Source organism: Streptomyces sp. NPDC000594 (genome assembly GCF_040299965.1).
Taxonomy (GTDB): Bacteria; Actinomycetota; Actinomycetes; order Streptomycetales; family Streptomycetaceae; genus Streptomyces.
The window spans coordinates 211,400-236,275 of record NZ_JBEPCY010000007.1; the positions used below are offsets into that span (position 1 = coordinate 211,400).

Annotated in this window: 23 protein-coding genes; 14 read left to right on the forward strand and 9 right to left on the reverse strand. The window is 72.2% G+C overall.

Features of this window, described 5'->3' with window-relative positions; all coding sequences use genetic code 11:
• Positions 1–22: 22 nt before the first annotated feature.
• Complete coding sequence (locus ABT354_RS13660; protein WP_351492979.1) at positions 23–502, reverse strand: MarR family winged helix-turn-helix transcriptional regulator; 480 nt, start codon at positions 500–502, stop codon at positions 23–25.
• Between the two features lie 45 nt (positions 503–547).
• On the opposite strand from ABT354_RS13660, the gene pip reads away from it, so the two are divergent.
• On the forward strand, positions 548–1,507 hold the full coding sequence (gene pip, locus ABT354_RS13665; protein ID WP_351492981.1) for a prolyl aminopeptidase: 960 nt from the start codon (positions 548–550) through the stop codon (positions 1,505–1,507).
• A 175-nt stretch (positions 1,508–1,682) separates the two neighbouring features.
• Here the strand turns inward: pip and ABT354_RS13670 are convergent, their stop codons facing one another.
• Positions 1,683–2,654 (reverse strand): erythromycin esterase family protein, encoded by a 972-nt coding sequence (locus ABT354_RS13670; protein WP_351492983.1) that lies wholly within the window; start codon positions 2,652–2,654, stop codon positions 1,683–1,685.
• Between the two features lie 466 nt (positions 2,655–3,120).
• Between ABT354_RS13670 and ABT354_RS13675 the strand changes: the two genes are divergently transcribed.
• On the forward strand, positions 3,121–3,735 hold the full coding sequence (locus tag ABT354_RS13675; RefSeq protein ID WP_351492985.1) for an STAS domain-containing protein: 615 nt from the start codon (positions 3,121–3,123) through the stop codon (positions 3,733–3,735).
• An 81-nt stretch (positions 3,736–3,816) separates the two neighbouring features.
• On the opposite strand, the gene ABT354_RS13680 is transcribed toward ABT354_RS13675, so the two are convergent.
• Positions 3,817–5,013 (reverse strand): TetR/AcrR family transcriptional regulator, encoded by a 1,197-nt coding sequence (locus ABT354_RS13680; RefSeq protein WP_351492986.1) that lies wholly within the window; start codon positions 5,011–5,013, stop codon positions 3,817–3,819.
• Positions 5,014–5,388: 375 nt separating this feature from the next.
• On the opposite strand from ABT354_RS13680, the gene ABT354_RS13685 reads away from it, so the two are divergent.
• The 7 genes from ABT354_RS13685 (at position 5,389) to ABT354_RS13715 (ending at position 12,144) form a co-directional block, all read left to right on the forward strand.
• Positions 5,389–6,723, forward strand: a complete 1,335-nt coding sequence (locus ABT354_RS13685; protein ID WP_351492988.1) for an MFS transporter — start codon at positions 5,389–5,391, stop codon at positions 6,721–6,723.
• Positions 6,724–6,844: 121 nt separating this feature from the next.
• Entirely contained in the window at positions 6,845–8,032 is a 1,188-nt protein-coding gene (locus tag ABT354_RS13690) for a lipid-transfer protein (RefSeq protein WP_351492990.1), read from the forward strand.
• A 3-nt stretch (positions 8,033–8,035) separates the two neighbouring features.
• Entirely contained in the window at positions 8,036–8,491 is a 456-nt protein-coding gene (locus ABT354_RS13695) for a MaoC family dehydratase N-terminal domain-containing protein (protein WP_351492992.1), read from the forward strand.
• On the forward strand, positions 8,488–8,889 hold the full coding sequence (locus ABT354_RS13700; RefSeq protein ID WP_351492994.1) for a MaoC/PaaZ C-terminal domain-containing protein: 402 nt from the start codon (positions 8,488–8,490) through the stop codon (positions 8,887–8,889). The genes ABT354_RS13695 and ABT354_RS13700 overlap by 4 nt, the downstream gene beginning before the upstream one ends.
• Before the next feature lie 89 nt (positions 8,890–8,978).
• Entirely contained in the window at positions 8,979–9,782 is an 804-nt protein-coding gene (locus ABT354_RS13705) for an SDR family NAD(P)-dependent oxidoreductase (RefSeq protein WP_351492996.1), read from the forward strand.
• A 47-nt stretch (positions 9,783–9,829) separates the two neighbouring features.
• Positions 9,830–10,987 carry an acyl-CoA dehydrogenase family protein gene (locus tag ABT354_RS13710; protein WP_351492998.1) on the forward strand — a complete coding sequence of 386 codons (1,158 nt, stop codon included), beginning with the start codon at positions 9,830–9,832 and terminating at the stop codon, positions 10,985–10,987.
• Between the two features lie 41 nt (positions 10,988–11,028).
• On the forward strand, positions 11,029–12,144 hold the full coding sequence (locus ABT354_RS13715) for a CaiB/BaiF CoA transferase family protein (RefSeq protein ID WP_351493001.1): 1,116 nt from the start codon (positions 11,029–11,031) through the stop codon (positions 12,142–12,144).
• A 96-nt stretch (positions 12,145–12,240) separates the two neighbouring features.
• On the opposite strand, the gene ABT354_RS13720 is transcribed toward ABT354_RS13715, so the two are convergent.
• On the reverse strand, positions 12,241–13,416 hold the full coding sequence (locus tag ABT354_RS13720) for a thiolase family protein (RefSeq protein ID WP_351493003.1): 1,176 nt from the start codon (positions 13,414–13,416) through the stop codon (positions 12,241–12,243).
• A 181-nt stretch (positions 13,417–13,597) separates the two neighbouring features.
• On the opposite strand from ABT354_RS13720, the gene ABT354_RS13725 reads away from it, so the two are divergent.
• The 5 genes from ABT354_RS13725 (at position 13,598) to ABT354_RS13745 (ending at position 18,675) form a co-directional block, all read left to right on the forward strand.
• Positions 13,598–14,755, forward strand: coding sequence for an acyl-CoA dehydrogenase family protein (locus ABT354_RS13725; RefSeq protein ID WP_351493006.1), 1,158 nt, complete (start codon positions 13,598–13,600; stop codon positions 14,753–14,755).
• Between the two features lie 74 nt (positions 14,756–14,829).
• Positions 14,830–15,594 carry an SDR family NAD(P)-dependent oxidoreductase gene (locus ABT354_RS13730; RefSeq protein WP_351493008.1) on the forward strand — a complete coding sequence of 255 codons (765 nt, stop codon included), beginning with the start codon at positions 14,830–14,832 and terminating at the stop codon, positions 15,592–15,594.
• Positions 15,595–15,705: 111 nt separating this feature from the next.
• Positions 15,706–16,488 (forward strand): enoyl-CoA hydratase/isomerase family protein, encoded by a 783-nt coding sequence (locus ABT354_RS13735; RefSeq protein WP_351493010.1) that lies wholly within the window; start codon positions 15,706–15,708, stop codon positions 16,486–16,488.
• A 43-nt stretch (positions 16,489–16,531) separates the two neighbouring features.
• Complete coding sequence (locus ABT354_RS13740) at positions 16,532–17,653, forward strand: acyl-CoA dehydrogenase family protein (protein ID WP_351493012.1); 1,122 nt, start codon at positions 16,532–16,534, stop codon at positions 17,651–17,653.
• Positions 17,650–18,675: an acyl-CoA dehydrogenase family protein gene (locus tag ABT354_RS13745; RefSeq protein WP_351493014.1), complete on the forward strand. Its 1,026-nt coding sequence runs from the start codon at positions 17,650–17,652 to the stop codon at positions 18,673–18,675. The genes ABT354_RS13740 and ABT354_RS13745 overlap by 4 nt, the downstream gene beginning before the upstream one ends.
• Before the next feature lie 76 nt (positions 18,676–18,751).
• Here ABT354_RS13745 and ABT354_RS13750 read toward each other — a convergent pair whose 3' ends face one another.
• The 5 genes from ABT354_RS13750 to ABT354_RS13770 form a co-directional block, all read right to left on the reverse strand.
• Positions 18,752–20,452: a class I adenylate-forming enzyme family protein gene (locus tag ABT354_RS13750; protein ID WP_351493017.1), complete on the reverse strand. Its 1,701-nt coding sequence runs from the start codon at positions 20,450–20,452 to the stop codon at positions 18,752–18,754.
• Between the two features lie 97 nt (positions 20,453–20,549).
• The gene (locus ABT354_RS13755; RefSeq protein ID WP_351493019.1) at positions 20,550–21,314 is read right to left on the reverse strand and encodes a crotonase/enoyl-CoA hydratase family protein; all 765 of its coding nucleotides are present in this window, start codon (positions 21,312–21,314) and stop codon (positions 20,550–20,552) included.
• Positions 21,315–21,391: 77 nt separating this feature from the next.
• Complete coding sequence (locus tag ABT354_RS13760) at positions 21,392–22,306, reverse strand: acyl-CoA thioesterase (RefSeq protein ID WP_351493021.1); 915 nt, start codon at positions 22,304–22,306, stop codon at positions 21,392–21,394.
• 11 nt (positions 22,307–22,317) lie between these two features.
• Positions 22,318–23,484, reverse strand: a complete 1,167-nt coding sequence (locus ABT354_RS13765; RefSeq protein WP_351493023.1) for a thiolase family protein — start codon at positions 23,482–23,484, stop codon at positions 22,318–22,320.
• Positions 23,485–23,519: 35 nt separating this feature from the next.
• On the reverse strand, positions 23,520–24,677 hold the full coding sequence (locus ABT354_RS13770; protein ID WP_351493025.1) for an acyl-CoA dehydrogenase family protein: 1,158 nt from the start codon (positions 24,675–24,677) through the stop codon (positions 23,520–23,522).
• Positions 24,678–24,876 lie beyond the last annotated feature (199 nt).

A 24,876-nucleotide genomic window follows, 5' to 3' on the forward strand; every position in this document is an offset into this window, starting at 1 on the left:
CCGTCGCCCTCGTGAGGGGTGGTCAGCGGCGCTGCTGGGCCGCCGCGATCCGGTCCCGGAACGGACGGCGGCGTACGGCATCGGCCACCTCTACCAGCAGTTCTCCCAGCGGCATCGTGAGTTCCGCGTCCAGCTCCGCCATCGCCGAGGTCGTCGCCGCCCACTCCGCCTCGATCTGCGGCAGCAGGGTCCGCGCCTTGGGGGTGAGCCCGACCAGACGACGGCGGGCGTCGCGCGGGTCGGGGGTGTGGGTGACCAGGCCCGCGCGGGCCATCTGCGCGGCGGTCTGGCTGGCGGCGGAGTGGGTGACCCCCACCGCGGCGGCCAGATCACGGACCGGGAGCGGACCCTCCGCCAGCAGCGCGCGGACGACGGGAGAGAAGCGGGGCCGGTACTCGGCGAGCCCCCGCTCCTCGTAGAACGCGGCCACATCCCCGTCCAGCAGCTCAAGGACATGGCGGAGCAGGGTGCCGATGGCGGCGGTCTCGGGATGATTCTTCACCCTGTTAATGTAACAGCACTGTTAGATCCAAGGAGGGTGTGTCGGATGTCCGAGCTCTATCCCCCCATCGAGCCGTACGCGTGCGGCATGCTGGATGTCGGCGACGGCAACAGCGTGTACTGGGAGACCTGCGGCAATCCAGCGGGCAGACCCGCCCTGGTGCTGCACGGCGGGCCGGGCTCCGGCGCGAGCCCGTTCTGGCGGCGGCTCTTCGACCCCGCCGCGTACCGCGTCGTCCTCTTCGACCAGCGCGGCAGCGGACGGAGCACCCCCGACGCCGGCGATCCGGAGACCTCGCTCGAAGCCAACACCACCCCGCATCTGATCGCCGACATCGAGCTGCTGCGGCAGCATCTCGGCATCGAGAAGTGGCTGGTCATAGGCGGCTCCTGGGGGACGACCCTCGCCCTGGCGTATGCCCAGCGGCACCCCGGGCGCCTCTCCGGGCTGGTGCTCTTCAGCGTCACCAGCACCACCCGCCGCGAGGTGGAGTGGGTCACCCGGGACATGGGGCGGGTCTTCCCCGGGGAGTGGGCGAGATTCCGTGACACCGTCCCGGAGGGGGAGCGCGACGGCAGCCTGGTGGACGCGTACGCCCGGATGCTCGCCGATCCCGATCCGGCGGTACGGGAGCGGGCGGCACGGGAGTGGTGCCGGTGGGAGGACACCCATGTGGCCACCCACCCCGGCCACTCCCCCGACCCCCGGTACGAGGACCCCCGCTTCCGGCTCCGCTTCGCCCGCCTTGTCACCCACTACTGGCGGCACGCCGGCTTCCTGGAGGACGGGGCGCTGCTGCGCGACGCCGGGAGGCTCGCGGGCATTCCCGGGGTGCTGGTCCATGGGCGGCTGGACATCAGCGGGCCACCGGACATCGCCTGGCAGCTGGCGCGGGTATGGCCGGACGCGGAGCTGGTGCTGATAGGCGACGAGGGGCACGGACTGGGGAAGACCACCCGGAGCGCCGTGGTGGCGGCCACGGACCGGTTCCGGTCACAGCGCTAGGTCGTCTCTTTCGGATCTTGCTGGGCTCGCGTGCCCTGGCACCGCACCTCGCCGCGTTGTCGTCAATCACCAATGCTCCGCAGTGGCTCAATCCTCCGCCTTGCGATGCACGTCACCAGACCCCGCTCCCTGATCCAGCCTGATCCGTAAGAAACTCCCTAGGGAGTTGGCTGGATCAGGGAGTGGGGGCACCTCCCACGCCCTTCGGGCGCAGAGGGAGGACCGGGGTGACCTCCGGGGTGTGGAGGACGACATCGAACCAGTCGGCGAGCGATCCGCCGGAGAGATGGTGGACCGTGTCGCCGCCGGGATCCGGGGTGGGGAAGAGCAGGCGGGTCCTGGCCGGCGCGTCGAGCCAGGCCCGTACCGGAGGCGGACCACCCGCGCGCAGATCCAGGAGGTAGGGGTCCGGTCCGGCACTTCCCAGGACCGCTTCGGCGAACTCCGCCGGCGGCGCGGGAACGGGGTGGGGAGCCCTGCCGTGATGAAAGGTCAGGCCGATGGAGACATAGCCCGCCCCGAAACGCTCGCGGAGGTGGCTGCCCGCGCTCCGGAGCGTCATCGGCGGGGACGAAGGGGAGAGCGTCAGGGAGTCTCCGTCGGCGGTGTGCGCGAGACCGCCCCAGTAGACGATCCGGTCCCCCGTGTGGTCATGCCATCGGATCACCCCCTGGGCCAGACTCCGCTCCACACCGGCGGGGCCGTCGAGCGGGGGCGCGTCCCCCGGGGCCGAGCCGGTGGCCCCGACGAAGCGGACCGGGTCGTCGGGGTGGAGCCGGTTGAAGGAGCGCATCCAGTGGACGGCGCCGAGGATCTCCTCCGTACGCCAGAAGGACCGGGCCCCGGCCAGCAGCCTTCTCGGGTCCCCCGCCCCGGTTTTGACATAGGTGTCGAGTCCGACCCTTGAGGCGTCGTCCCCCTCCAGCGCCAGTGCACGGAATCCCCCCTCCTCGACCAGTGCCCGGAGGAGCCGGTGGGAGAGAACGGAGAGTTCGTGGGTCTCACGGGCCGAGGCGCCGATGGCCACGACCGTGGCATCGCGCACCAGGTCGGCGAGTGGCAGGAGATCGGTCAGCGGGGCTTCGGGGTCGAGGGTGGTGAGTCGATGGGCGTGCCGCCGGATCCATGGGGTCACTGTCCTGTGCATGGGCAAAGCCTCCGGGCTCAAGCGGACTTGAGGTCAAGCCCGGGGCGACCCCTCCCACGCGGAGCCCGACGGCAGACGCGGGAACGGTGTACCCCATGGATCCGGGGAGTCGGGGTAGTGTGCGGTAAGAGAGACCTGTCGCATCGGCCGGGTGAGACGGACGCATCCCAGCGGCTGAGGTGACATCGGTGAGCGGAGGACGGCGGCCCGGAGCGGGAGGTTCGCGCCACGGGTCCGCGTACGCGGGACCGATGGGCGAAGACAGGCCGGACACCGGGTCGGCACGGGCGGGCGGAGGCTCCGCGCGAGTCGGCCGGCCCGGTTGACGAGGAGACACCGGAGCCGCAACAACCCCGTCCGCTCCTGGGACAGGTCCCTCTCCACCGGAACTCGACCGGAGCCCGTACAGCGGGCTGCGCATCCACGCGCGGGGCCGGTCCGGCGGCCACCATCGGAAGGATGTGCCGTGACCACACCGACACCGTTCACCCACCGCACCGTTTTCATCGGCCCGCTCGACGCACACGAGCACTGGGCTGTCATGTACTTGACGGGTGAGGTGGATCTCGACACGGGGACCCGGCTGGAGGCCGCCCTCGGTCTCTGTGTCGAGTGCCGCCCCGGGGTCATACTGGTCGACCTCACCGGGGTCACCCTGATGGACTGTGCGGGCCTCGGGGTCCTGTACGGCGCGCACCAGGCCGCCGCCGACCGGGGCATCTCGCTGGTCCTCACCGGCCGGCCCGCCCCCATCGTGGCCCGTCTGCTCCGGCTGACCGGGACCTTCGCGGGGCTGGAACGGCCCCGCCGCTCCCGAGCGCGCCCACGGGACCCACAGCCGTCCCGGCACCCGGGGACCGATCTGTCGTACGGGAGCGGGCCCCGTCCTCCGGCAACCTCGCGGACGGCGCCGTCCCGGTGGGGGGCCCGGCGCCCCGTCGGCGCCCCGGGCGGGTCCACCCCCGGCCGGCCGCGCGCCCGCGCCCTTCGCTGGTCCGCCGCCACGGGGCGCGGCCGGCCCATGATGGCGCTCCTGATCGCCTGTGCCGTTCTGGTGTCGTTCGTCGTCTCCGGACCATGACCCATCGCGACCGGTCCGACCACCGGGCCCGGGGATCCGCCCAGGACGCCCTACGACGCCCTCCGCCGGGGCCGGTTCGCCCTACGCCGGAGCTGGTTCGCCCTCCGCCAGCAGGATCGCCGTACCGATCTCGGCCAGGCGGTCGGCGATGTCCGGGCGGTCGCCGGAGTTCGCCGTGCGGACCGTGTTGTCGACGACGGTGAGGACGGCGGCGACGGTGATCCGCGCCTCGGCCGGGTCCAGACCCGGGCGCACCCGGTCCAGCAGCCGCACCCAGAGCGCCAGATACTCGCGCTGGGCCTGGCGGGCCGCCCGGCGCTCCTTCTCCGGCAGTTGGTCCAGCTCGCCGATGAGCAGACCGATCAAGTGGCGCTGGTTCAGGGCGAAGGCGACATAGGAGCGCAGCAGCCGTTCCAGGGTCTCGCCCGGTGTGCCGGGCCGGGACAGCGCCTGGGCGGTGCCGGCCCGGCGCTCCTCGCCGCCCCGTATCACGGCGGCGACCAGCAGGTCGGTCTTGGTGGGGAAGTGCTTGTAGATGCTCGGGCCCGTCGCACCCGCCGCCTCGCCGATGTCATCGGTGCTGACCGACTGGAAGCCCCGCTCGTCGAAGAGCCGGATCGCCTCGACCAGGATCTCCTCGCGCCGGGAGAGCGCCAGAGCCGTATAGCCGCCCTCGGCGGGTACGGGCCCGGCGGCCGGGCCGGTACCGAGCGGGCAGTGGGCGGCGGCGGACGCCAGCCGGTACAGCAGCTCCTCGAAGCGACGGCGCGGGAGGGAGGTGCGGTGCCAGGAGATGGAGCCGTACACGGCCAGCACCGACCAGGCCAGCAACTGCCGGTCGGCGGGGCCCGCTTCGGGCCGTGCGGCGTGGATCAGGGCGCCGATCCCCTCGGCGACCCCGCTCAGCGCACGGCGCTGCTCCCTGCGGCGGTCGGCGGGCAGATGACGCGCCTCGCGCTGCCACAGGACCGCCGCGCCACGGCGGTCGGGGCTCTCGGCCGCCGTGGTACGGAGATAGGTGTCGAGGTCGGGCGCGGCCGCCACGGACGCCGCGACCGTGGCGACGGTGGAGTCCACGACATGGAGCAGTAGATCGGGCTTGCCCCGGAAGTGCCGGTAGAGCGCCGGGGCGGTGATCCCGACCTCGGTCGCCACATCGGCCAGCGAGACATTGTGGTAGCCGCGCGCACGGAAGAGCCCGGACGCGGCGGCGACGATCCTGGCCTTGCGGTCGGGAGGTCTCCGCGCGGTCCTCCGCCTCGGCTCCTCGGTCTGCATTCCCGCTGGTCCCTCGCTGTCGGCCACCTGGGCAAAATACCGCATCCGAGCGGTGTTGTTACCAGTGACTCACCGTGCGTTACGGCATCCTTGCTCCGCAAGAGAGTGGATCTGCCCACGAAAGTGAATTGCTGCTCACTCATGCGTCCGGATCACGAGGGAGCCGGGCCGACTCCGCCGTATCGCCCCCCGCCGCACGGCAGGCCCGCCACCGCCCCCACCGCTCCCTCCTCGCATGGCCTGAGCACCCTCACGTTAGAGAAAACTCACTCATACATCCAGCATCAGGCAATAGATGCCGGATCTCTTGTCGAGGTGAGTTAGGGGTGGTTCACTTCCAGCCACATTCCCCCCGCTGGACAAGGGAGGGCCGTCATGGCCGTCGAACAGCAGGAAGCGTCCGCACCCGAGCCGGGGGGCACGGCCTCGGGCCGCGCGGCCCCCGTGCGGCGCAGGGCATGGACCGTCCTCGCCCTGCTGGTCTGTTTGATGCTGGTCAACTACGCCGACAAGGTCGTGGTGGGACTGGCCGGGGTCGGCATGAAGGAGGAACTCGGCCTGACCGACGCCGAGTTCGGTGTCATCCAGAGCAGCTTCTTCTGGCTCTTCGCCGTCGGGTCGGTCCTCGGGGGCTGGCTCGGGGGCAAGGTGCGGGCCCGCTGGCTGCTCGCCATCATCGCGAGCCTGTGGGCCCTGAGTCTGGCGCCGATGGCCGCCCAGGTCGGCTTCACCACCATCGTCGCCTGCCGGGTGCTGCTCGGTTTCGCGGAGGGGCCGACCACGGCGCTGGCGATGCAGGTGGCGCACTCCTGGTTCCCGGCCCATCAGCGGGCGGTGCCCAGTTCGATCGTGGTCGCCGGTGCGGGCATCGGCCCGCTGATCGCCGCACCCGCGCTGACCTGGGTCATCCTCACCCACTCCTGGCATGCCGCCTTCGGGGTGCTCGCGATCTGCGGTGCCGTGGTCACCGTGGCCTGGCTGATCGGCGGCGACTCCGGCCCGGAGGACACCCGGGGCGGCGGCCATGGCCCGGCGGGCGCGGCGGCGCTTCCCGAACGGGTGCCGCTGCGGCGGCTCTTCTCGACCGGCACCCTCATCGGGATGTCCCTGCTGTTCTTCGTCGCCTACGCCAATACCTCGGTCAAGGTCAGCTGGCTGCCGCTCTACCTCAGGGAGGGGCTCGGCTACGACGCCATCACGGCCGGGAGGCTGGTCGCGCTCCCCTATCTGGGCTCGGCCGTCGCGGTGATCCTGGTCGGTGTGGCCTCCGCCGCCCTGACCAGGAGGGGGGTGGGCGGGCGGCTGACCCGGGGCATCCTGCCCGGGGCGATGGTCCTGGCCTCTGGTGTGTGCACCATCGCCTTCTCCTCGCTGGACCGGGGCGTGCCGCAGATGGTGCTGCTGGTGCTCAGCTCCTGCCTGAACTCGGCGGGGTACGGGGTGGCCTTCGCCGGGCTCGCCGATGTCGTACCGGCGAAGCAGCGCGGAGTCGTCTTCGGGATCGTCACCGGTATCTACAGCCTCGGCGGGGTGGTGGCCCCGCTGGTCGTCGGCCGGCTGGTCAGCGCGGGAGAGTCCGTGGCACTCGGCTACGGGGACGGCTTCCTGGTCCTGGGCGTGACAATGATCGTCGGCGCGCTGGCCGCGCTGCTGCTGGTCAACCCGGCCCGCGACGCCGCGAAGCTCACCGCCGAACGAACCGCCGGGTGAATCACCGGGCGAACCACCGGGTGAACCGCTCACACCCCATCCCTTCTGCCAAACACCCCTTGACACCGGGCGAGATCGGCAAGAAAGTGAATCTGCAATAACCTACTGAAGGGAGGGTCGCATGGGCCGCAGAGTGCTGGTGGCCGGGGTCGGGATGGTCCCCTTCGCCAAGCCCGGCGCAGCCAGGACCTACGACGAGCTGGGCGCCGGAGCCATGGCCGCCGTACTGGCCGACGCGGGGCTGCGCTATGACGAGATCCAGCAGGTGTACGCCGGTTATGTCTACGGCGACTCCACCTGCGGCCAGCGGGTGGTCTATGGATTCGGGCTGACCTCGGTACCGGTCCTGAACGTCAACAACAACTGCGCCTCGGGCTCCTCCGCCCTCTGGCTCGCCCGCCAGGCGGTGGAGAGCGGCGCGGTCGACTGCGCGCTGGCCCTCGGCTTCGAGCAGATGCCGCCCGGCGCCCTCGGCGCCAAGTGGACCGACCGGCCGAGCCCGCTGACGGCCTTCTCCTCCGTACTGGAGGAGGTGCACGGCATCGACCCGGACCGCCCGCTGACCCCGCAGTACTTCGGTGCCGCCGGTGTCGAGTACATGGAGCGGTACGGGATGCGGCCGGAGACCTTCGCCAAGGTGTCCGTCAAGGCCCGGCGCCATGCCGCGAACAACCCGTACGCCGTCTTCCGCGACCCGATCAGCGAGCGGGAGGTGCTGGACTCCCCCCGATTGGCCGGTCCGCTCACCCGGCTCCAGTGCTGCCCGCCCACCTGCGGGGCCGCCGCCGCGATCGTCTGCTCGCCGGAGTTCGCCCGGCGGCACGGGCTCTCCCCGAAGGTCGCCGTCGCCGCCCAGACGCTCCGGTCGGACGCCCCCGGGGTCTTCGACAGGAAGAGCGCGATGTCCCTCGTCGGCACCGAGGTCACCCGGGCCGCCGCCACCGAGGTCTACGAGCGGGCCGGGGTCGACCCGCGCGACATCCGGGTCGTGGAGCTGCACGACTGCTTCACCGTCAACGAGGTGCTGAGCTACGAGGCGCTGGGCCTCTGCGACGAGGGCGGCGCCGAGGAGTTCATCCTCGGCGGCGACAACACCTACGGCGGCCGGGTCGTCACCAATCCGTCCGGCGGGCTGCTCTCCAAGGGCCATCCGCTGGGTGCCACCGGTCTCGCCCAGACCGCCGAGATCACCTGGCAGCTGCGCGGGGAGGCGGGGGCCCGCCAGGTCGAGGGCGCGACCCTCGGCCTCCAGCACAATCTCGGCCTCGGCACCGCCGGTGTCGTCACGCTCTTCGAGAAGGTGTCCTGACCCATGGCCATCGATCCCGCCGTCATCGGCACCCGCACCCCACCGCACTCGGTCCAGGTCGAGCGGGGCCGGCTGCGCTTCTTCGCCCGGGCCACCGGGCAGACGGAGGCGCTCTACACCGACCCGGCGGCCGCCTCGGCGGCCGGTCACCGCGATCTGCCCGTCCCGCCGACCTTTCTCTTCTGTCTGGACATGGACCGGCCCGACCGGGACGGGTTCCTCGCCGGTCTCGGTGTGGACATCCGTACGATCCTCCACGGCGGCCAGGCGTTCACGTACCACGCCACCGCCTACGCGGGTGACACCCTGACCTTCTCGACCGAGGTCACGGATGTGTACACCAAGAAGGGCGGGGCGCTGGAGTTCATCGTGCGCGACACCCGGGTGACCCGCGACGGTGCGCCGATCGCCACTCTCACCAGCACCGTCGTGGTGCGCGACCCCGGGGCGGGCCGATGACGGGGACGGTTCTGACGGCGGGCGACTCCGTGACGCTGCGGGCCCCGGAGATCACCCGCACCACGCTCGCGCTGTACGCGGGGGCCTCCGGCGACCACAACCCGGTGCATATCGACACCGACGCCTGCCGGGCCGTCGGCATCCCGGATGTCTTCGCCCACGGCATGCTCTCGATGGCGTACCTCGGGCGGCTGCTGACCGACTGGGTCCCCCAGGAGCGCATCCGCTCGTACGGGGTACGGTTCGCCGCCATCACCCCGGTCAACACCACCCCGTTCTGCACGGGAACGGTCGTCTCGGTGGCGGACGGCCTCGCCCGTCTCGATCTCACGGTCTCGCTGCCCGACGGCACGGTGACCCTGCGGGGTTCCGCCGTGGTCACCGCCACCGCCGGCTGACACCGCCACCACGGCCCCGCGCCCCGCGCTGCCGCTGACACCACCTCACCACCCCTCCCCCACCCCCTGACAGCGAGGACACATCCACCATGGGAACCCTGGACGGCAAGGTCGCCATCGTCTCCGGATCGGGCCGCGGCATCGGCCGCGAGGTCGCTCTCAAGCTCGCCTCCGAGGGAGCCGCCGTCGTGATCAACGACCTGGACGCGGAACCGGCCGAGGAGACCGTCGCGGACATCACCGCCGCCGGTGGCAGGGCCGTCGCCTGCGCCGGCTCGGTCACCGGGGACGGCTTCGCCGAGCGCTTCGTGAACACCGCCGTCGAGACCTTCGGCGGCCTGGACATCATCGTCAACAACGCCGGCTACACCTGGGACACCGTCGTCCAGAAGATGACCGACGAGCAGTGGGACGCCATCCTCGATGTACATCTGAAGGCGCCCTTCCGGATCCTCCGCGCCGCCCAGCCGTATCTCAAGGCGCACCCGGTCGACCACCACCGCAAGGTCGTCAACGTCTCGTCCGTGTCGGGCCAGTACGGCAACCCCGGCCAGGCCAACTACTCGTCCGCCAAGGCCGGGCTCATCGGACTGACCAAGACCCTGGCCAAGGAGTGGGGCCGCTACCGGGTCAATGTCAACGCCGTCGCCTACGGCTTCATCCTGACCCGGATGACCGAGGCGACCGCGGACGACGATTCGTTCGTGGAGATCGAGGGCCGGCGGATCAAGGTCGGCGTCAATCCGCAGCTGGCCGCCGCCGTCTCCCGTACCAATCCCTTCGGCCGGCCCGGCACCCCGGCCGAGGCGGCGGGCGCGGTCTACCTGCTCTGCCTTCCGGAGGCCGACTACATCAGCGCACAGGTCGTGACCGTCGACGGCGGATCCCGCTAGAACCCGACCGCCCGCCCGCCCGACCGCCCGATGACAGGACCCCCATCATGAAGCGCACGCTGTACACCCAGGAACACGAGCATTTCCGGGCGATGATCCGGGACTTCATAGCCCGGGAGGTGAAGCCCCACGCCGAGCGGTGGGAGCGGGACAACCTGGTCGACCGCGATCTCTTCCGCAAGCTCGGCACGCTCGGGGTGATGGGCTTCGACATCCCCGAGGAGCTGGGCGGCACCGGCCGGACCAGCTACCGGTACCAGGTCGTCATCGCCGAGGAGTGCGCCCGCGCCGCCGTCTCCTTCGGCCACTACGGTGTGTCCACCGGCATCGTGCTGCCCTATCTGCTGGATCTCGCCAACGACGAGCAGCGGAAGCGCTGGCTGCCGGGGGTCGCCTCGGGCGACCTCATGCTGTGCATCGCGATGACCGAGCCGGGCACCGGATCGGACCTGGCGGGCATCCGTACCACCGCCCGTCTCTCCGGGGACGGTACCCACTATGTCCTCGACGGCGCCAAGACCTTCATCACCGGCGCCCGCAACTCCGAACTCTGTGTCGTCGTGGCCCGCACCGCGCCGGCCACCGCCGGGGACCGGCGCCATGGCCTGAGCCTGCTCGTCGTCCCGACCGACAGCGAGGGCTTCGCCCTCGGCCGCAAGCTGGACAAGATCGGCCTCAGGTCCTCCGACACCTCCGAGATCTCCTTCACCGAGGTGCGGGTGCCGGTCGGGAACCTCCTCGGCGAGCAGGACAAGGGCTTCTCCTACCTCGGCCGGAACCTGCCCCGGGAGCGGCTCTCGATCGGTGTCGGCGCCGTGGCCACCGCCACCGCCGCCATCGCGTTCGCCCGTGACTACGTCCGGGAGCGCCAGGTCTTCGGCAGACCGGTGGCCGCCTTCCAGAACACCAAGTTCGTCCTCGCCGAGTGCTCCGCCGAGGTCGAGGCCCTCCAGGCCATGGTCGACCGGGGCGTCGAGCTGGACGACTCGGGCGAGCTGACCGGGGCGGACGCCGCGAGGATCAAGCTCTTCGGCACCGAGGTGGCGGGGCGGGTCATCGACAAGTGCCTCCAGCTGCACGGTGGTTACGGCTACATGCTGGAGTACCCGATCGCACGGCTGTACGCGGACACCCGGGTCTCCCGGATCTACGGCGGCACCAGCGAGGTCATGAAGACCATCATCGCCAAGGACCTGGGTCTGTAGCCGTACCACCCGCGAAGAGAAGGATCGGAAGGAGCAGTCCCATGGGTCCCGTGTCCCCTCCCACCGGCCCGCTGGCCGGTATCCGCGTCGTCGAGCTGGGCGGCATCGGCCCCGGCCCGTTCGCCGGCATGCTCCTGGCCGACCAGGGCGCCGATGTCATCCGGGTCGACCGGCCCGCCGAGGCCGGTGCCCCGTCACGCCACCCCGTACTGCACCGGGGCCGGCGCTCCGTCACCCTCGATCTGAAGGATCCGGCGGACATCGAGGCCGTCCTCGCCGTCGTCGACACCGCCGACGCCCTCATCGAGGGCTTCCGGCCCGGGGTCGCCGAGCGCCTCGGCCTGGGGCCGGACCGCTGTCTGGCCCGTAACCCCAAGCTGGTCTACGGGCGGATGACCGGCTGGGGACAGGACGGGCCACTCGCCCGGGCCCCCGGTCATGACATCAACTACATCGCGGTGGCGGGCGCCCTCGGGGCGCTCGGCGGGGCCGGCGAGAACCCTCCCGTTCCGCTCAATCTCATCGGTGACATGGGCGGGGGCGGCATGCTGCTCGCCCTGGGCATCACCACCGCACTGGTCCACGCCGGGCGCACCGGTACGGGTCAGGTGGTCGACGCCGCCATGACCGACGGCACCGCCGTCCAGCTCGCCCTCGTCCACGGTCTGCTGGCGGTGGGCCGCTGGGAGGACGCGCGGGGCGTCAATCTCTTCGACGGCGGCGCCCCCTTCTACCGCACGTACCGCACATCCGACGGCGGCCATATGGCCGTGGGCAGTGTCGAGCCGCAGTTCTACGCGGTGCTGCTGAGGACGCTCGGGCTGACCGGCGATCCGCTCTTCGCGGGCCAGCACGACCGGGGGTGCTGGCCGGCGATGGCCCAGCGGCTCGCCGGGATCTTCGCGGGCCGCACCCGCGCGGAGTGGACGGCCCTCTTCGACGGTACGGAGTCCTGTGTCACCCCGGTGTACGGACTGACCGAGGCCGCCGCCCACCCGCACAATGTGGCGCGCGGTACCTATCTCACCGAGGGCGGGGTGCTCCAGCCCGCGCCCGCCCCCCGTTTCCTGGGCACTCCCCCGGGCACGCCCCGGCCCGCGCCGGTGATCGGCGCGCACACCCGGGAGGTGCTGGCGGAGGTCGGGCTCGTCCGGTGAGACCCCGCGTCCACCGCGTACACAAGAAGGGGGGTGCTGCCCGAGGGCGGCACCCCCCTTCTCCTGGGCGGCGTCCGGAAGAGGCCGGGAAGCGGCTCAGAGCAGCTCAAGGATGGTCGCGTTGGCCATCCCGCCCGCCTCGCACATGGCCTGGAGGCCGTAGCGGATGCCGTGGTCGCGCATATGGTGGACGAGGGTGGTCATCAGACGGGCGCCGGAGCCGCCGAGGGGGTGGCCGATCGCCATCGCACCGCCGTTGGGGTTCATCAGGGCGGCATCCGCCCCGGTCTCCTCCAGCCAGGCGAGGGTGACCGGGGCGAACGCCTCATTGATCTCGAAGGCGCCGATGTCGCCGAGGGCCAGCCCGGCGCGGTCGAGGGCCTTGGCGGTGGCGGGGGCCGGGCCGAGGGCCATGGTGACCGGGTCGACCCCGGCGAGAACGGCGGTGTGCACCCGGGCGAGGGGGCGCCAGCCATGGCGCCGGGCGATCTCGCTGGTGGTGATGAGGAGCGCGGCGGCGCCGTCGGAGATCTGTGAGGAGTTGCCGGCGCTCACCACCCCGTCCGCTCTGAACGGGGTCCTGAGGGCGGCGAGCTGCTCCAGGGTCGAGCCGCGCCGGATGCCCTCGTCGGTGTCGACGACCCGCACGGTGCCGTCCTCGCCGGTCACCGTGACGGGGGTGATCTGCGCGGTGAAACGGCCCTCGTCGACGGCGCGGGCGGCGCGGGCGTGCGACTCCAGGGCGTGCCGGTCGAGCCGGGTACGGGTGAAGCCGTACCGCTCGGCGATCATCTCGGCGCCGACGCCCTGGTCGAAGGTGCCCCGCCCGTCGGGGAAGTAGCGCTGGAGGAGCCGCGGCCCGTACGCCTCCCCGGCGCCCTCGACCCTGCGGGCGGAGCCCATCGGCACCCGGCTCATCGACTCGACACCCCCGGCGACGGCGATGTCGTACTGGCCCGCGACGACCAGTCCGGCGGCGAAGTGCACGGACTGTTGCGAGGAGCCGCAGGCGCGGGAGACGGAGACGCCGGGCACCGACTCGGGCCAGCCGGCCGCGAGCGCCGCGAACCGGCCGACGACGCCGGACTGCTCGCCGACCTGGGAGACGGTGCCCCAGACGATGTCGTCCACGGTGGCCGGGTCCAGCGCGTTGCGCTCGGCGAGGGCGGTCAGGACCTGGGCGGAAAGATCGACGGCATGGAGGCCGGAGAGGGCCCCGCCACGCTTTCCGACGGGGGTCCGGACGGCGTCCACGATCACTGCGTCACGCATGGGCTGCTCCTGGAGGAAGGGGAGGGGTGCGGGCTCGCATCCCCTTCAAGTTATTTCAAGCTAACCTCTGCGTCCAGGTCACGGCTCGCTTAACGATCCCTTGACAGTGGGCCTACAGGGCGTAAAAGTGAAATCCAGCTAACCTCGGAGGAGCTACCTCGGAGCAGGGAGAGGGGCAAGGATGCCGCGCACGGTTTTCACCGCGGAGCACGAGGCGTTCCGGCGGACGGTCCGGGACTTCCTGGCCAAGGAGGCGGTTCCGCACATCCAGGAGTGGACGGCCGCGAGGTCGGTACCGCGCGACTTCTACCGCCGCCTCGGTGAGCTGGGCGTCCTCGGTGTCGAGGTGCCCGAGGAGTTCGGCGGCGGCGGGGAGACGGGCCATCACTTCGGTGCCGTGTTCGCCGAGGAGGTCGCCCGCGCCGGTGCCACCGTCGGCACCGCGATGACCCACGCCCACATCATCCTCCCGTATCTGCTGCACTTCGGGACCGAGGAGCAGCAGCGGCGGTGGGTCCCGGGCTGTGCCTCGGGCGATCTGCTGCTCTCCATCGCGATGACCGAGCCCGGCACCGGATCGGACCTGGCCGGCATCCGCACGACGGCGGTGCTCTCCGAGGACGGCACCCACTATCTCCTCAACGGCGCCAAGACCTTCATCACCGGCGGGACCCAGTGCGATCTCGTCCTGGTGGTCTGCCGTACCTCGCCCGCCCCGGAGGAGAACCGGCGCGAGGGGCTGTCGATCCTGGTCGTCGACACCGCCAGCGAGGGCTTCGCGGTCGGCCGCAGCCTGCACAAGATCGGTCTGCATGCCTCCGACACCGCCGAACTCTCCTTCACCGATGTGCGGGTGCCGGTGGAGAATCTGCTGGGCGAGCGGGACCGGGGCTTCTTCCACCTCGGCCGCAACCTCGCCCGCGAGCGCCTGGTGATCGCCGTCCAGGCGGCGGCCGCCGCCGCTGCCGCGGTGACCTTCGCCCAGGAGTACACCCGGAACCGCCAGGTCTTCGGCCGGCCCGTCGCCGCCTTCCAGAACACCAAGTTCGTCCTCGCCGCCTGTGCCACCGAGGTCGAGGCCGCCCGGCTCATGGCGTACGAGGCCCTGGAGCGCGACGCCCACGGCGAGCTGACCCCGGAGTACGCGGCCATGGCGAAACTCCTCTGCACCGAGACCGCGAGCCGGGTCATCGACCACTGTCTCCAACTGCACGGCGGCTACGGCTACATGCTGGAGTACCCGATCGCCCGCCTCTACGCCGACACCCGCGTCATGCGGATCTACGGCGGGACCAGCGAGGTCATGAAGACCATCATCGCCAAGTCGCTCGGCCTCTGAACCTCAGAGCCTCTCAGCCGCTGAACTTCAGAACCTCAGAACCTCTCAGCCTCTCGACCCGATCGGAACCCTCCATGCAGATCCAGGGAGTCTCCGCCGTCATCACCGGTGGCGCGTCCGGCCTCGGCCTCGCCACCGCCGAGCGCCTGCTCGACCAGGGCGCCCATGTCGTCCTGCTCGACCTGCCCACCTCCCGGGGCGAGCAGCTCGCCCGGGAACTCGGCGAGCGCGCCCGCTTCGTCGCCGGTGATGTCCGTTCCGCCGACGACGCCGCCCGCGCCGTGGCCACCGCCGCCGGCCTGGCCCCGCTGCGCATCGCGGTCAACTGCGCCGGTCTGGGCAGGGGCGGCCGTACCGTCGGCCGCGACGGCACGCCCTACGCCCTCGCGGACTTCGAGTTCGTCGTCGGCGTCAATCTGATCGGCACCTTCAATGTGCTGCGTCTCGCCGCCGCCGAGATGGCCCGTACCGAGGAGGTCGACGGCGAGCGCGGAGTCATCGTCAACACCGCCTCCGCCGCGGCCTTCGAGGGCCAGATCGGGCAGTGCGCCTACGCCGCCTCCAAGGGCGGCATCGTCGGGATGACCCTGCCGATCGCCCGTGATCTCGCGGCGGCGCGGATCCGGGTGGTCACCATCGCCCCGGGTCTCTTCTCCACCCCGCTGCTCAACCGGAGGCCGCAGGAGTTCCTCGACGCCCTCGGCGCCCAGGTCCCGCACCCCTCCCGGCTGGGCGACCCCGCCGAGTACGCCCATCTGGTCACCTCGATCGTGGAGAACCCCATGCTCAACGGCGAGACGATCCGCCTCGACGGCGCCATCCGCATGGCCCCGAAGTAGCCCGCCCCCGTAACCCCGACGGCACGACCCGCCGGCACGAACCGGTGGTCGGCCTCCGCCGAAGAGTCCGAAGCGACTGAAGATCCGAAGAGACGGAAGAGAGGGACGGCGATGGCCGATCTCCAGTACACGGTCCGGGACGGGATCGCCACCGTCCTCCTCAACCGCCCCGAGCGCAGGAACGCCTTCACCATCGCCATGGTCGACGCCTGGGCCGACCGGCTGACCGAGGCCCAGCGCGACCCCGGGGTGCGGGTGATCGTCGTCACCGGCGCCGGTGGCTCCTTCTGCTCCGGTGTCGACCTCACCGCCTTCACCGGCGAGAAACGGCCACCGCTGGGCGAGAAGGAACTGCTGACCCAGCATGTCCACCGCGTCGCGCTCGCCCTGGAGGACATCGACAAGCCCGTGATCGCCGCCGTCGCCGGGCCCGCCGTCGGCGCCGGAATGGACATGGCGCTCCTGTGCGATCTGCGCTTCGCCGGCCGCAGCGCCCGCTTCTCCGAGGGCTATATCAAGGTCGGCCTGGTCCCCGGCGACGGCGGCTGCTGGCTGCTGCCCCGCGCCGTCGGCACCTCCACCGCCCTGCGGATGCTCTGGACCGGCGACTTCGCCGACGCCGACGAGGCGCTGCGGATCGGTCTGGTGGACGAGGTGCACCGGGACGAGGAGCTGATGGACGCCGTGTACGCGTACGCCGCCCGGCTCGCCGCCCGCCCGCCGGTCGCGATCCGCACCATCAAACGCGCCGTCCGCCAGGGCGCCCGCCACGATCTGCGGACCGCGCTGGACCTGATCTCGTCCCATATGGCCGTCATCACCTCCACCCAGGACTCGCGCGAGGCGCTCACCGCCTTCCAGGAGAAGCGCCCCGGCGTCTTCACCGGCCGCTGACCCCCGACCCGTACCGCCCGAAAGATCGCCCTGAAAGGCCACCATGGACCACTCCCCCGGTACGGACGGCTGCGCCGAGCTGCGCGGCCGGGTCCGGGAGCTGACCGCCGCCTGGCGGGACGCCGGACGCTACACCCCCCGCAGCGACTCCTGGCTGCGCTCCTTCGACCTGGAGTTCAGCCGGGAACTCGCCGCCCGCGGGCTCATCGCCATGACCTACCCCCGGGAGTTCGGCGGCGGCGGGCGCACCCATGTGGAACGGCTCGCCGTCACCGAGGAACTGCTGCGCGCGGGCGCCCCGGTGGCCGCGCACTGGATCGGCGACCGGCAGATCGGCCCGGCGGTCCTGCGCCATGGCACCCGGGCGCTCCAGGAGGAGATCGTGCCGGGGATCGCCTCCGGCGAGGCGGTCTTCTGTCTCGGGATGAGCGAGCCCGGGGCGGGCTCGGACCTCGCCTCCGTACGGACCTCGGCCAAGCCGGTCGACGGGGGGTGGCGGATCGACGGGCACAAGATCTGGACCACCCAGGCCCACCACGCCACCCATGTCTATCTGCTCGCCCGGACCTCGCGCGGCGGACGCAAGCACGAGGGGCTGACCGAGTTCATCGTCGACATGGACACCGAGGGGGTGTCCGTGACCCCCATCCTCGACCTGGCCGGGGAACACCACTTCAACGAGGTCCGTTTCGAGAACGTCCGCGTCCCGGCGGGCCGGGTCCTCGGCGAGGTGGGCCAGGGCTGGCGGCAGGTGGTCGAGCAGCTCTCCTTCGAGCGGGGCGGCGCCGAACGCGCGCTCTCCAGCTATCCGGTCCTGGTGGAGCTGATCGCCGAGACCGCCCGGCAGCGGGACGACCGGGAGCTGCACGCCCTGCTCGGCACGCTGGTGGCCCGTCTCGCGGTGCTGCGCCGGCTCTGCTTCGAGGTCGCCCGGGAGATGGACACGGGCGAGGCCCCCGTCCAGCGGGCCGCCGCGCTCAAATACCTCGGCAACGCCTTCGAGCACGATGTCGTCGAGGCGCTGCGCCGTACCGGTCTCTGCCGGGAGGCCACCTTCGACAGCGGGTTCGGCCAGGCGCTGCTCGCCTCGCCCGCGTTCGGTCTGCGCGGGGGCTCGGCCGAGGTCCTGCTCTCCCTGATCGCCCGACAGGAGGCCCGTTCATGAGGGAAAGCCCCTTCACCGAGGAGCTGCGCAGACTGGTGGACGACCTGGTGGACGACCGAGGGGACGAACGGGGGGACGATCGGGGTGCGGCCGGCGGCCCCGGGTTGTGGGAGAGCCTGGTCGGCCTCGGTCTGCCCCGGATCGGCGTCGCGGAGGACCGGGGCGGCTCCGGCGGCTCGCTCGCCGATCTGCTGGTGGTGGTCGAGTCCCTGGCGGGGCACGGTGTCGGGGTGCCGATCGTGGAGGCGTCCGTCGCCGACTGGGTCCTCGGGCATACGGGGCCCCTCGCCGACGGGCTCGCCACGCTCCGGCTGCTCGACACGGCGCCCGAGGTCGTCTCGGGCACCGTCACCGCCGAAGTGACCTTTGTGCCCTGGGCCCGTGACGCCGGCCGGCTGGTGCTGTGCGCGCCGGGGGCCGCGCCGCTGCTGGTCGATCCGGCGCACCCCTCGGTGACCGTCCGTACCGTGGACGACATCGCGGGGGATCCCCGGGACACCGTGGTCCTGGCCGGTACGCCGGTCACCCCTCTCGCGGAGGCGCCCCCGTACGCGGAGGTCCGGGAGCGGCTCGCCCTGCTCTGGTCGGCGGCCGTGCTGGGCGCCGCCCGGGGTGCCTATCGGCTCACCCGGACCCATGTCCGCGAGCGCGAGCAGTTCGGGGCGCCGCTGGTGCGGATCCCGGAGGTCGCCGCCCACCTCGCCCGGATGCGGGTCCAGCTGGTCCAGGCCGAGGCCGCGCTGGCCCTGGCCCGGGACGGGGCGCCGCTCGGCGGCGGGGTCGACATCGCCCGGATCACCACGGCCGCCGCGGCCACCGGGATCGCCCGGATCGCCCATCAGCTCCATGGCGCGCTGGGCATCACCGCCGAGTACCCGCTGCACCGGCTCACCCGCCGGCTGTGGTCCTGGCGCGACGCGGTCGCCTCCGAGCGCGGCTGGGCCGAGGAGCTGGGCCGCCGGGCGGGCGAGGCCGGTGAGTCCGGTGTCTGGACCGCCCTCACCGCCACCGGGCACGGCTGACGGCGGAGAGAGCCGAAGGTCAGGGCCGGGCGACCCCCCGTGGTCGCCCGGCCCTGACCTGTGCCCTCACCCGCCGTCAGGAGTCGGTGACCCGCCTGCGCAGCTCGGTCTTGAGGATCTTGCCCGTGGCCGACAGCGGGAGTTCGTCCACGATCACCACCTCCCGGATCCGCTGGTACGGGGCGACCCGGGCCGCGACATACGCCGTCAGCTCCGCGGCGGTGGCCGCCGGGTCGAGCGCCCGTTCCCCGGACTTCAGCGCGACGAAGGCGACCGGGATCTCCCCGTGCTCGGGGTGCGGCCGGCCCACGACGGAGGCCTGGGCGACCACCGGGTGCTCACGGAGGATGTTCTCCAGGGGGCCGGGGTAGACGTTGTACCCCTTGTAGATGAGCATGTCCTTCGCCCGGCCGACCAGGGACAGCCGGCCCCGGTCGTCGAGGGTGCCGAGGTCGCCGGTGCGCAGCCAGCCGTCGACGTACTGCTCGGCGGTGCGCTCCGGGTGGCCGAGGTACCCGGCCGTGATCTGCGGGCCCCGGACCCAGACCTCGCCCTTCTCCCCCGGTGCCAGGAGGGTGACGCCGTCCGGCTCCCGGATCTCGATCTCGGTGTCGAAGAGCGCCGGGCCGATGCTGCCCTCCGGACGGGGCACGGCCGGGTCCAGCGGGCTGATCGAGACGCCCATGGTCGCCTCGGTCAGGCCGTATCCGTCGCTGACGATCGCCCGGGGGAAGATCTCGGTGAGTTCCGCGGTGGCGGCCGGGTTGATGGGGGCGGAGCCGCTGCTGACCAGGCGTACGCAGGACAGGTCCCGCTCACGCACCCCCGGTACGGCGAGCAGGGCGTGGCAGAGGGCCGGGGAGCCGGTGACGGCGTGGACGCCCAGCTCTTCGACGGTGTCGAGATAGCGGACCGCGTCGAAGCGGCCGAACACCACGACGGTCAGCCCCGAGGCGGCGTAGACGCTCTGGCTGACCATGCCCATGCCGTGGAAGAGCGGGGCGATGGAGATTCCGGTGGCGCCGCCCAGCGGGATGTGGTGCGGGGTTCTCGCGCCCGGCACTTCGCGCAGCCGGATACGGCCCCGTTCGTCCGCGGCCGGGACGGCGGCGGAGCGCCAGCAGGCCACCTGGAGCACATTGATGATCAGATTGCGGTGGAGGACCATGACGGCCTTGGGCACACCGGTGGTCCCGCCGGTGAAGGCGAGATGGGCGACCGCGTCCCCGGCCACCTCGGTCGCGGGCGCCGGGTGGGCGGCCATGAGGTCGGCCAGGGGGACGGTGGTGACCGGAAAGGCGACCGGGCCGGCGCCGGGTGCGGGGGCCGCCGCGGTCGGGGCGGCGAGGGTGACCAGACGGACGGTGGGCGATCCCTCCAGGGCCTCGGCCATGGGCGCCGCGACGGAGGGGTGGGTGACCACGGCGACGGCGCCCGAGTCGTCCAGCTGGCGGCGGAGGGCGCCCGGCGGCTGGGAGGGGTTGACCGGCACCACGGCGGCACCGGCGAGGAGGACGCCGTAGTACGCGACCGTGAACCAGATCGAGTTGGGCAGATGGAGGGCGATGGCCTCACCGGGGACGATGGACCGTTCACGCAGCCCCTGGGCGACGCGGAGCGCCCGGTCGTGCAGTTCGGCGTAGCCCATCCGGATGTCGCCGTCGATCAGCGCCGGGCGGTCGGGGTAGGCATGGGCGGAGCCGGCGAGCAGGTCCGCGACCGTGCCGTCGGGGTAGTCGAGGGTGCGGGGCAGCGCCTTGGGCCAGGCGGTGGTCATGGCGGAACTCCTTTGTTCGGTCATGCCCGGGGCGGGGTCTCGGGACCGTGACGGTGGTTCACCTCATGGCGGGCGGGCTCGCGAGAGCCGGCCGGGTCTAGCGGCCGTTCCAGCGCGGGGCGCGCTTCTCGGCGAAGGCGAGCGCGCCCTCCCGGGCGTCCGCCGAGGCGAAGACCGGGGCGCAGGCGTCGCGGTTGCGGGCCCAGACCTCATCGGCGGGCCAGTCGGCGGAGTCGGCCACGATCCGCTTGCTGGCCCGGACCGCGAGCGGCCCGTTGGCGGCGATCCGCCGGGCGAGCGCCAGGGCCGTCTCCAGCGCCGCGCCCTCCTCGGTCAGTTCATTGACCATGCCGAGCCGGTGGGCCCGTTCGGCGGGGAGGAAGTCACCGGTGAGCGCGTACTCCATGGCGATGGTGTACGGGATCCGCCGGGGCAGCCGTACCAGGCCGCCACCGGCGGCGATCAGGCCGCGCCGGGTCTCGGGGAGGCCGAAGACGGCGTTTCCGGCGGCGACGATCAGGTCGCAGGCGAGGGCCAGTTCGGTGCCGCCGCCGAGTGCGTACCCCTCGACGGCGGCGATCAGGGGTTTGGCGGGCGGGGTCTCGGTGATGCCGCAGAAGCCCCGGCCGGGGATGCCGGAGCGCTCCCCGGCGGCCAGGGCCTTGAGGTCGGCACCGGCGCAGAAGGTGCCGCCGGCCCCGGTGATCACTCCGACGACGAGGTCGTCCCGGCTGTCGAGGGTGTCGACGGCCTCGGCGACGGCGTCCGCGACCGCCCGGTTGACCGCGTTCCGGGCCTCGGGCCGGTTGATCGTCACCACGGCGATGCCGTCGTCGAACGAGGTGAGGACGAGATCGGACATGAGGGATTCCTTTGATGAGGTGAGGCGTTGAGCGGGTGACGGCGCGCCGAGCGGCAGCAGCGCGGCTCGGTGGTGTCTCAGGGGCGGGGCGGCCTGGACGGGCGCACCACGGTCTCCTGCACCACATGGGCGATCAGCAGGCCGTCGGGGCTCCAGACCTCCGCGAGGGCGAAGCCGCGTCCGTCGGCCGCCGTGGGGCTGCGCTGGGCGAAGAGCATCCAGGTGTCGGCGCGGAACGGGCGGTGGAACCAGACGGCGTGGTCCAGTGAGGTGAGGAAGACCGACGACGGCTTCTCCCGGAGCATCCTGGGCGGCTCGGTGGACAGGACGGTGGTCGGGGCGAGGAAGAGATCGGAGGCGTACGCCAGGGCGCAGGCATGCGGCAGGGGGTCGTCGGGGAGCGGCCGGGCCGCCCGTATCCAGAGCTTCTGCTCCGTCAGTCCGGGGGTGTGCGGTTCGGCGGGCCCGGGTACGTGGCGCATCTCCAGCACCCGGCGGAACTCGGCGCGGGCGTAGTCCTCGGGGTTGTTCCGTTCCCAGAGCCCGTACATGTCGGGGAGCAGCTCCGGTGCGGGTGCCGTGGGCATGGCGGGCTGGCGGTCGGCGGTCGTCTCCGGCCGTTTGAAGGAGGCCGAGAGGGTGCAGACGGCCTCCTGGCCCTGGTGGGCGACGACCCGGCGGGAGTGGTAGGAGGAGCCGTCCCGTTCCCGTTCCACCGTGTAGTCGAGGGGGTGGGCCGAGTTCCCGGCGCGCAGGAAGTAGACGTGCAGGGAGTGCACGGTGCGATCGTCGGGGACGGTCCGTCCGGCGGCGGCGAGCGCCTGCGCGGCCACCTGGCCGCCGAAGGCGCGCAGCGGGAGGCCGTCGTGGCAGCGGCCCCGGAAGAGGTCCCGGCCTCGTGGTTCGAGGTCGAGGAAGCCGGCGAAGGCGTCGTGGGTGTCATGAGAGGTCTGGGGAGTCTGGTCCGCCCGGGGTCCGGGCCGTACCTGCATGGCGGGCCGCCTCAGAGGAGTTCGAGGATCGTGGCGTTGGCCATGCCGCCGCCCTCGCACATGGACTGGAGGCCGTAGCGGATGCCGTTGTCCCGCATGTGGTGGACGAGGGTGGTCATGATCCGCGCGCCCGAGCCGCCGATGGGGTGCCCGATGGCCATCGCACCGCCCAGGGGGTTCAGCCGCGCGGGGTCCGCGCCCGTCTCCCGCAGCCAGGCCAGGGTGACCGAGGCGAATGCCTCGTTGATCTCGTAGACGCCGATGTCGTCCAGGGAGAGACCGGATTTCCTGAGCGCCTTGGCGGTGGCCGGGATGGGTCCGGTGAGCATGGTGACGGGGTCGGTGCCGGTCACGACGGCGGTGTGGACGCGGGCCATCGGGGTCCAGCCGTGCGCGCGGGCGATCTCACCGGTGGTGAGGAGCAGCGCGCCGGTGCCGTCGGACACCTGGGAGGCGTTGCCCGCGGTGATGGTGCCGTCCTCGCGGAAGGCGGGTTTGAGGCCGGCGAGCGTCTGGAGGGTGGAGCCCCGGCGTACCCCCTCGTCGGTGGCGAAGCGGCGGGTGGTGCCGTCCTCGCCGGTGACGGTGACGGGGGCGATCTGGCCCTCGAAGCGGCCTTCGTCGATCGCCCGCGCGGCGCGGGCATGGGAGTCCAGGCCGTGCTGGTCCATCTCGGCGCGGGTGATGCCATGGGCGTCGGCGATCAGCTGGGCGCCCATGCCCTGGTGGAACCGGATGCCGTCGTAGCGGTCCCAGACATGGGGGCCGAAGGGTTCGCCGCAGCGGCCGTCGAGCCGGGTGGTGCCCAGCGGGACGGCGCTCATGATCTCGACGCCACCGGCCACGGCGATGTCGTACTGGCCCGATATCACCCCGGCGGCGGCCTGGTGGACGGCCTGCTGCGAGGAGCCGCACTGCCGGTCGACCGTGAGCCCGGGGACGGACTCCGGCCATCCCGCGGCCAGTACCGAGGCCCGGCCGATACAGCCGGCCTGCATGCCGACGCCGGAGGCGCAGCCCCAGATCACATCGTCCACGAGGGCGGGGTCGAGACCGGTGCGCCCGGCAAGGGCGTTGAGGACATGGGCGGAGAGGGAGGCGGAGTGCAGCCGGGAGAGCGAGCCACCGCGTTTGCCGACCGCGGTACGTACGGCGTCGACGATCACTGCGTCGCGCATGGGGTCCTCCGGGGGAGATGGGTACCAGGGCAGGGCTACAGGCCCAGGTCCTTGGCGATGATCGTCTTCATGACCTCGCTGGTCCCGGCGTAGATCCGGGAGACGCGGGTGTCCGCGTAGAGGCGGGCGATCGGATACTCCAGCATGTACCCGTAACCGCCGTGCAGCTGGAGGCACTTGTCGATGACCCGGCCGGCGGTCTCGGTGCAGAAGAGCTTGGCCCTGGCCGCGTCGGCGGGTGTCAGTTCGCCCGCCGCGTGGGCGGCGACGGCGCGGTCCACCAGGGCCTGGGCGGCGGTGACCTCGGTGTCGCACTCGGCGAGGACGAACTTGGTGTTCTGGAAGGCCGCCACGGGCCTGCCGAAGACCTGGCGTTCGCGTACGTACTCCCGGGCGAAGCCGATCGCGCCGGCCGCGCCCGCGTAGGCGCCGACGGCGGCGCCCAGCCGCTCCACGACGAGATTGCGGGTGAGGTAGGAGAAGGCGGCGCCCTCCTCACCGAGGAGGTTCGCCACCGGGACCCGGACATCGGTGAAGGAGAGTTCGGCGGTGTCCTGCGCGCGCAGCCCGATCTTGTCCAGCCTGCGCCCGACGGCGAAGCCCTCGGAGCGGGTGTCGACACAGAGGATCGACAGCCCGGCGCGGCGGTCGGCGGGGTCGTGGTCGGCGGTGCGGCAGACCACCAGGACGAGGTCGGCCCCGGCGCCGCCGGTGATGAAGGTCTTGGCGCCGTTGAGGAGATAGTGGGTGCCGTCCTCGGAGAGGCGGGCGCGGGTGGTGATGCCGGCCAGGTCGGAGCCGGTGCCCGGCTCGGTCATGGCGATGGCGGTCATCGTCTCCCCGGTGAGGAAGCCGGGCAGCCAGCGCCGCTTCTGCTCCTCGTCGCCGAAGTCCAGCAGATAGGGGAGGACGAGACAGGTGTGCACGTTCTCCGCGCCGAAGCCGACTCCGGCCCGGCCGCACTCCTCGCGGATCACGGTCTGGTAGGTGAAGTCGGTGACACCCGCGCCGCCGTACTCCTCGGGCACCTGGATGGCGAAGACCCCCAGGGCGCCGAGCTTGCGGTAGAAGTCGCGGGGGACCTGGCCCGCCCGCTCCCAGTCGGGGTAGTACGGGACGACCTCCTGGGCGATGAACGCGCGGATGGTCGCCCGGAACGCCTTGTGCTCCTCGGTGAACAGGCTGCGGCGCACGGCTGCACTTCCTTCCTCGGGCGCGCCCGGCGCACTCGCCGGAAACACCCCTGAAGTTAATCTTCAATAACCACACTGTCCAGATCTCGCGGGCCTGATTCTGCTGTCGGAGCGGATAGCGGCACGGCGCCGAGTGATTCTCTGATCGCCCCTCACCGGACCCGGGCCGACGGACGGGACGGTCACCGCGAAAGCCTGG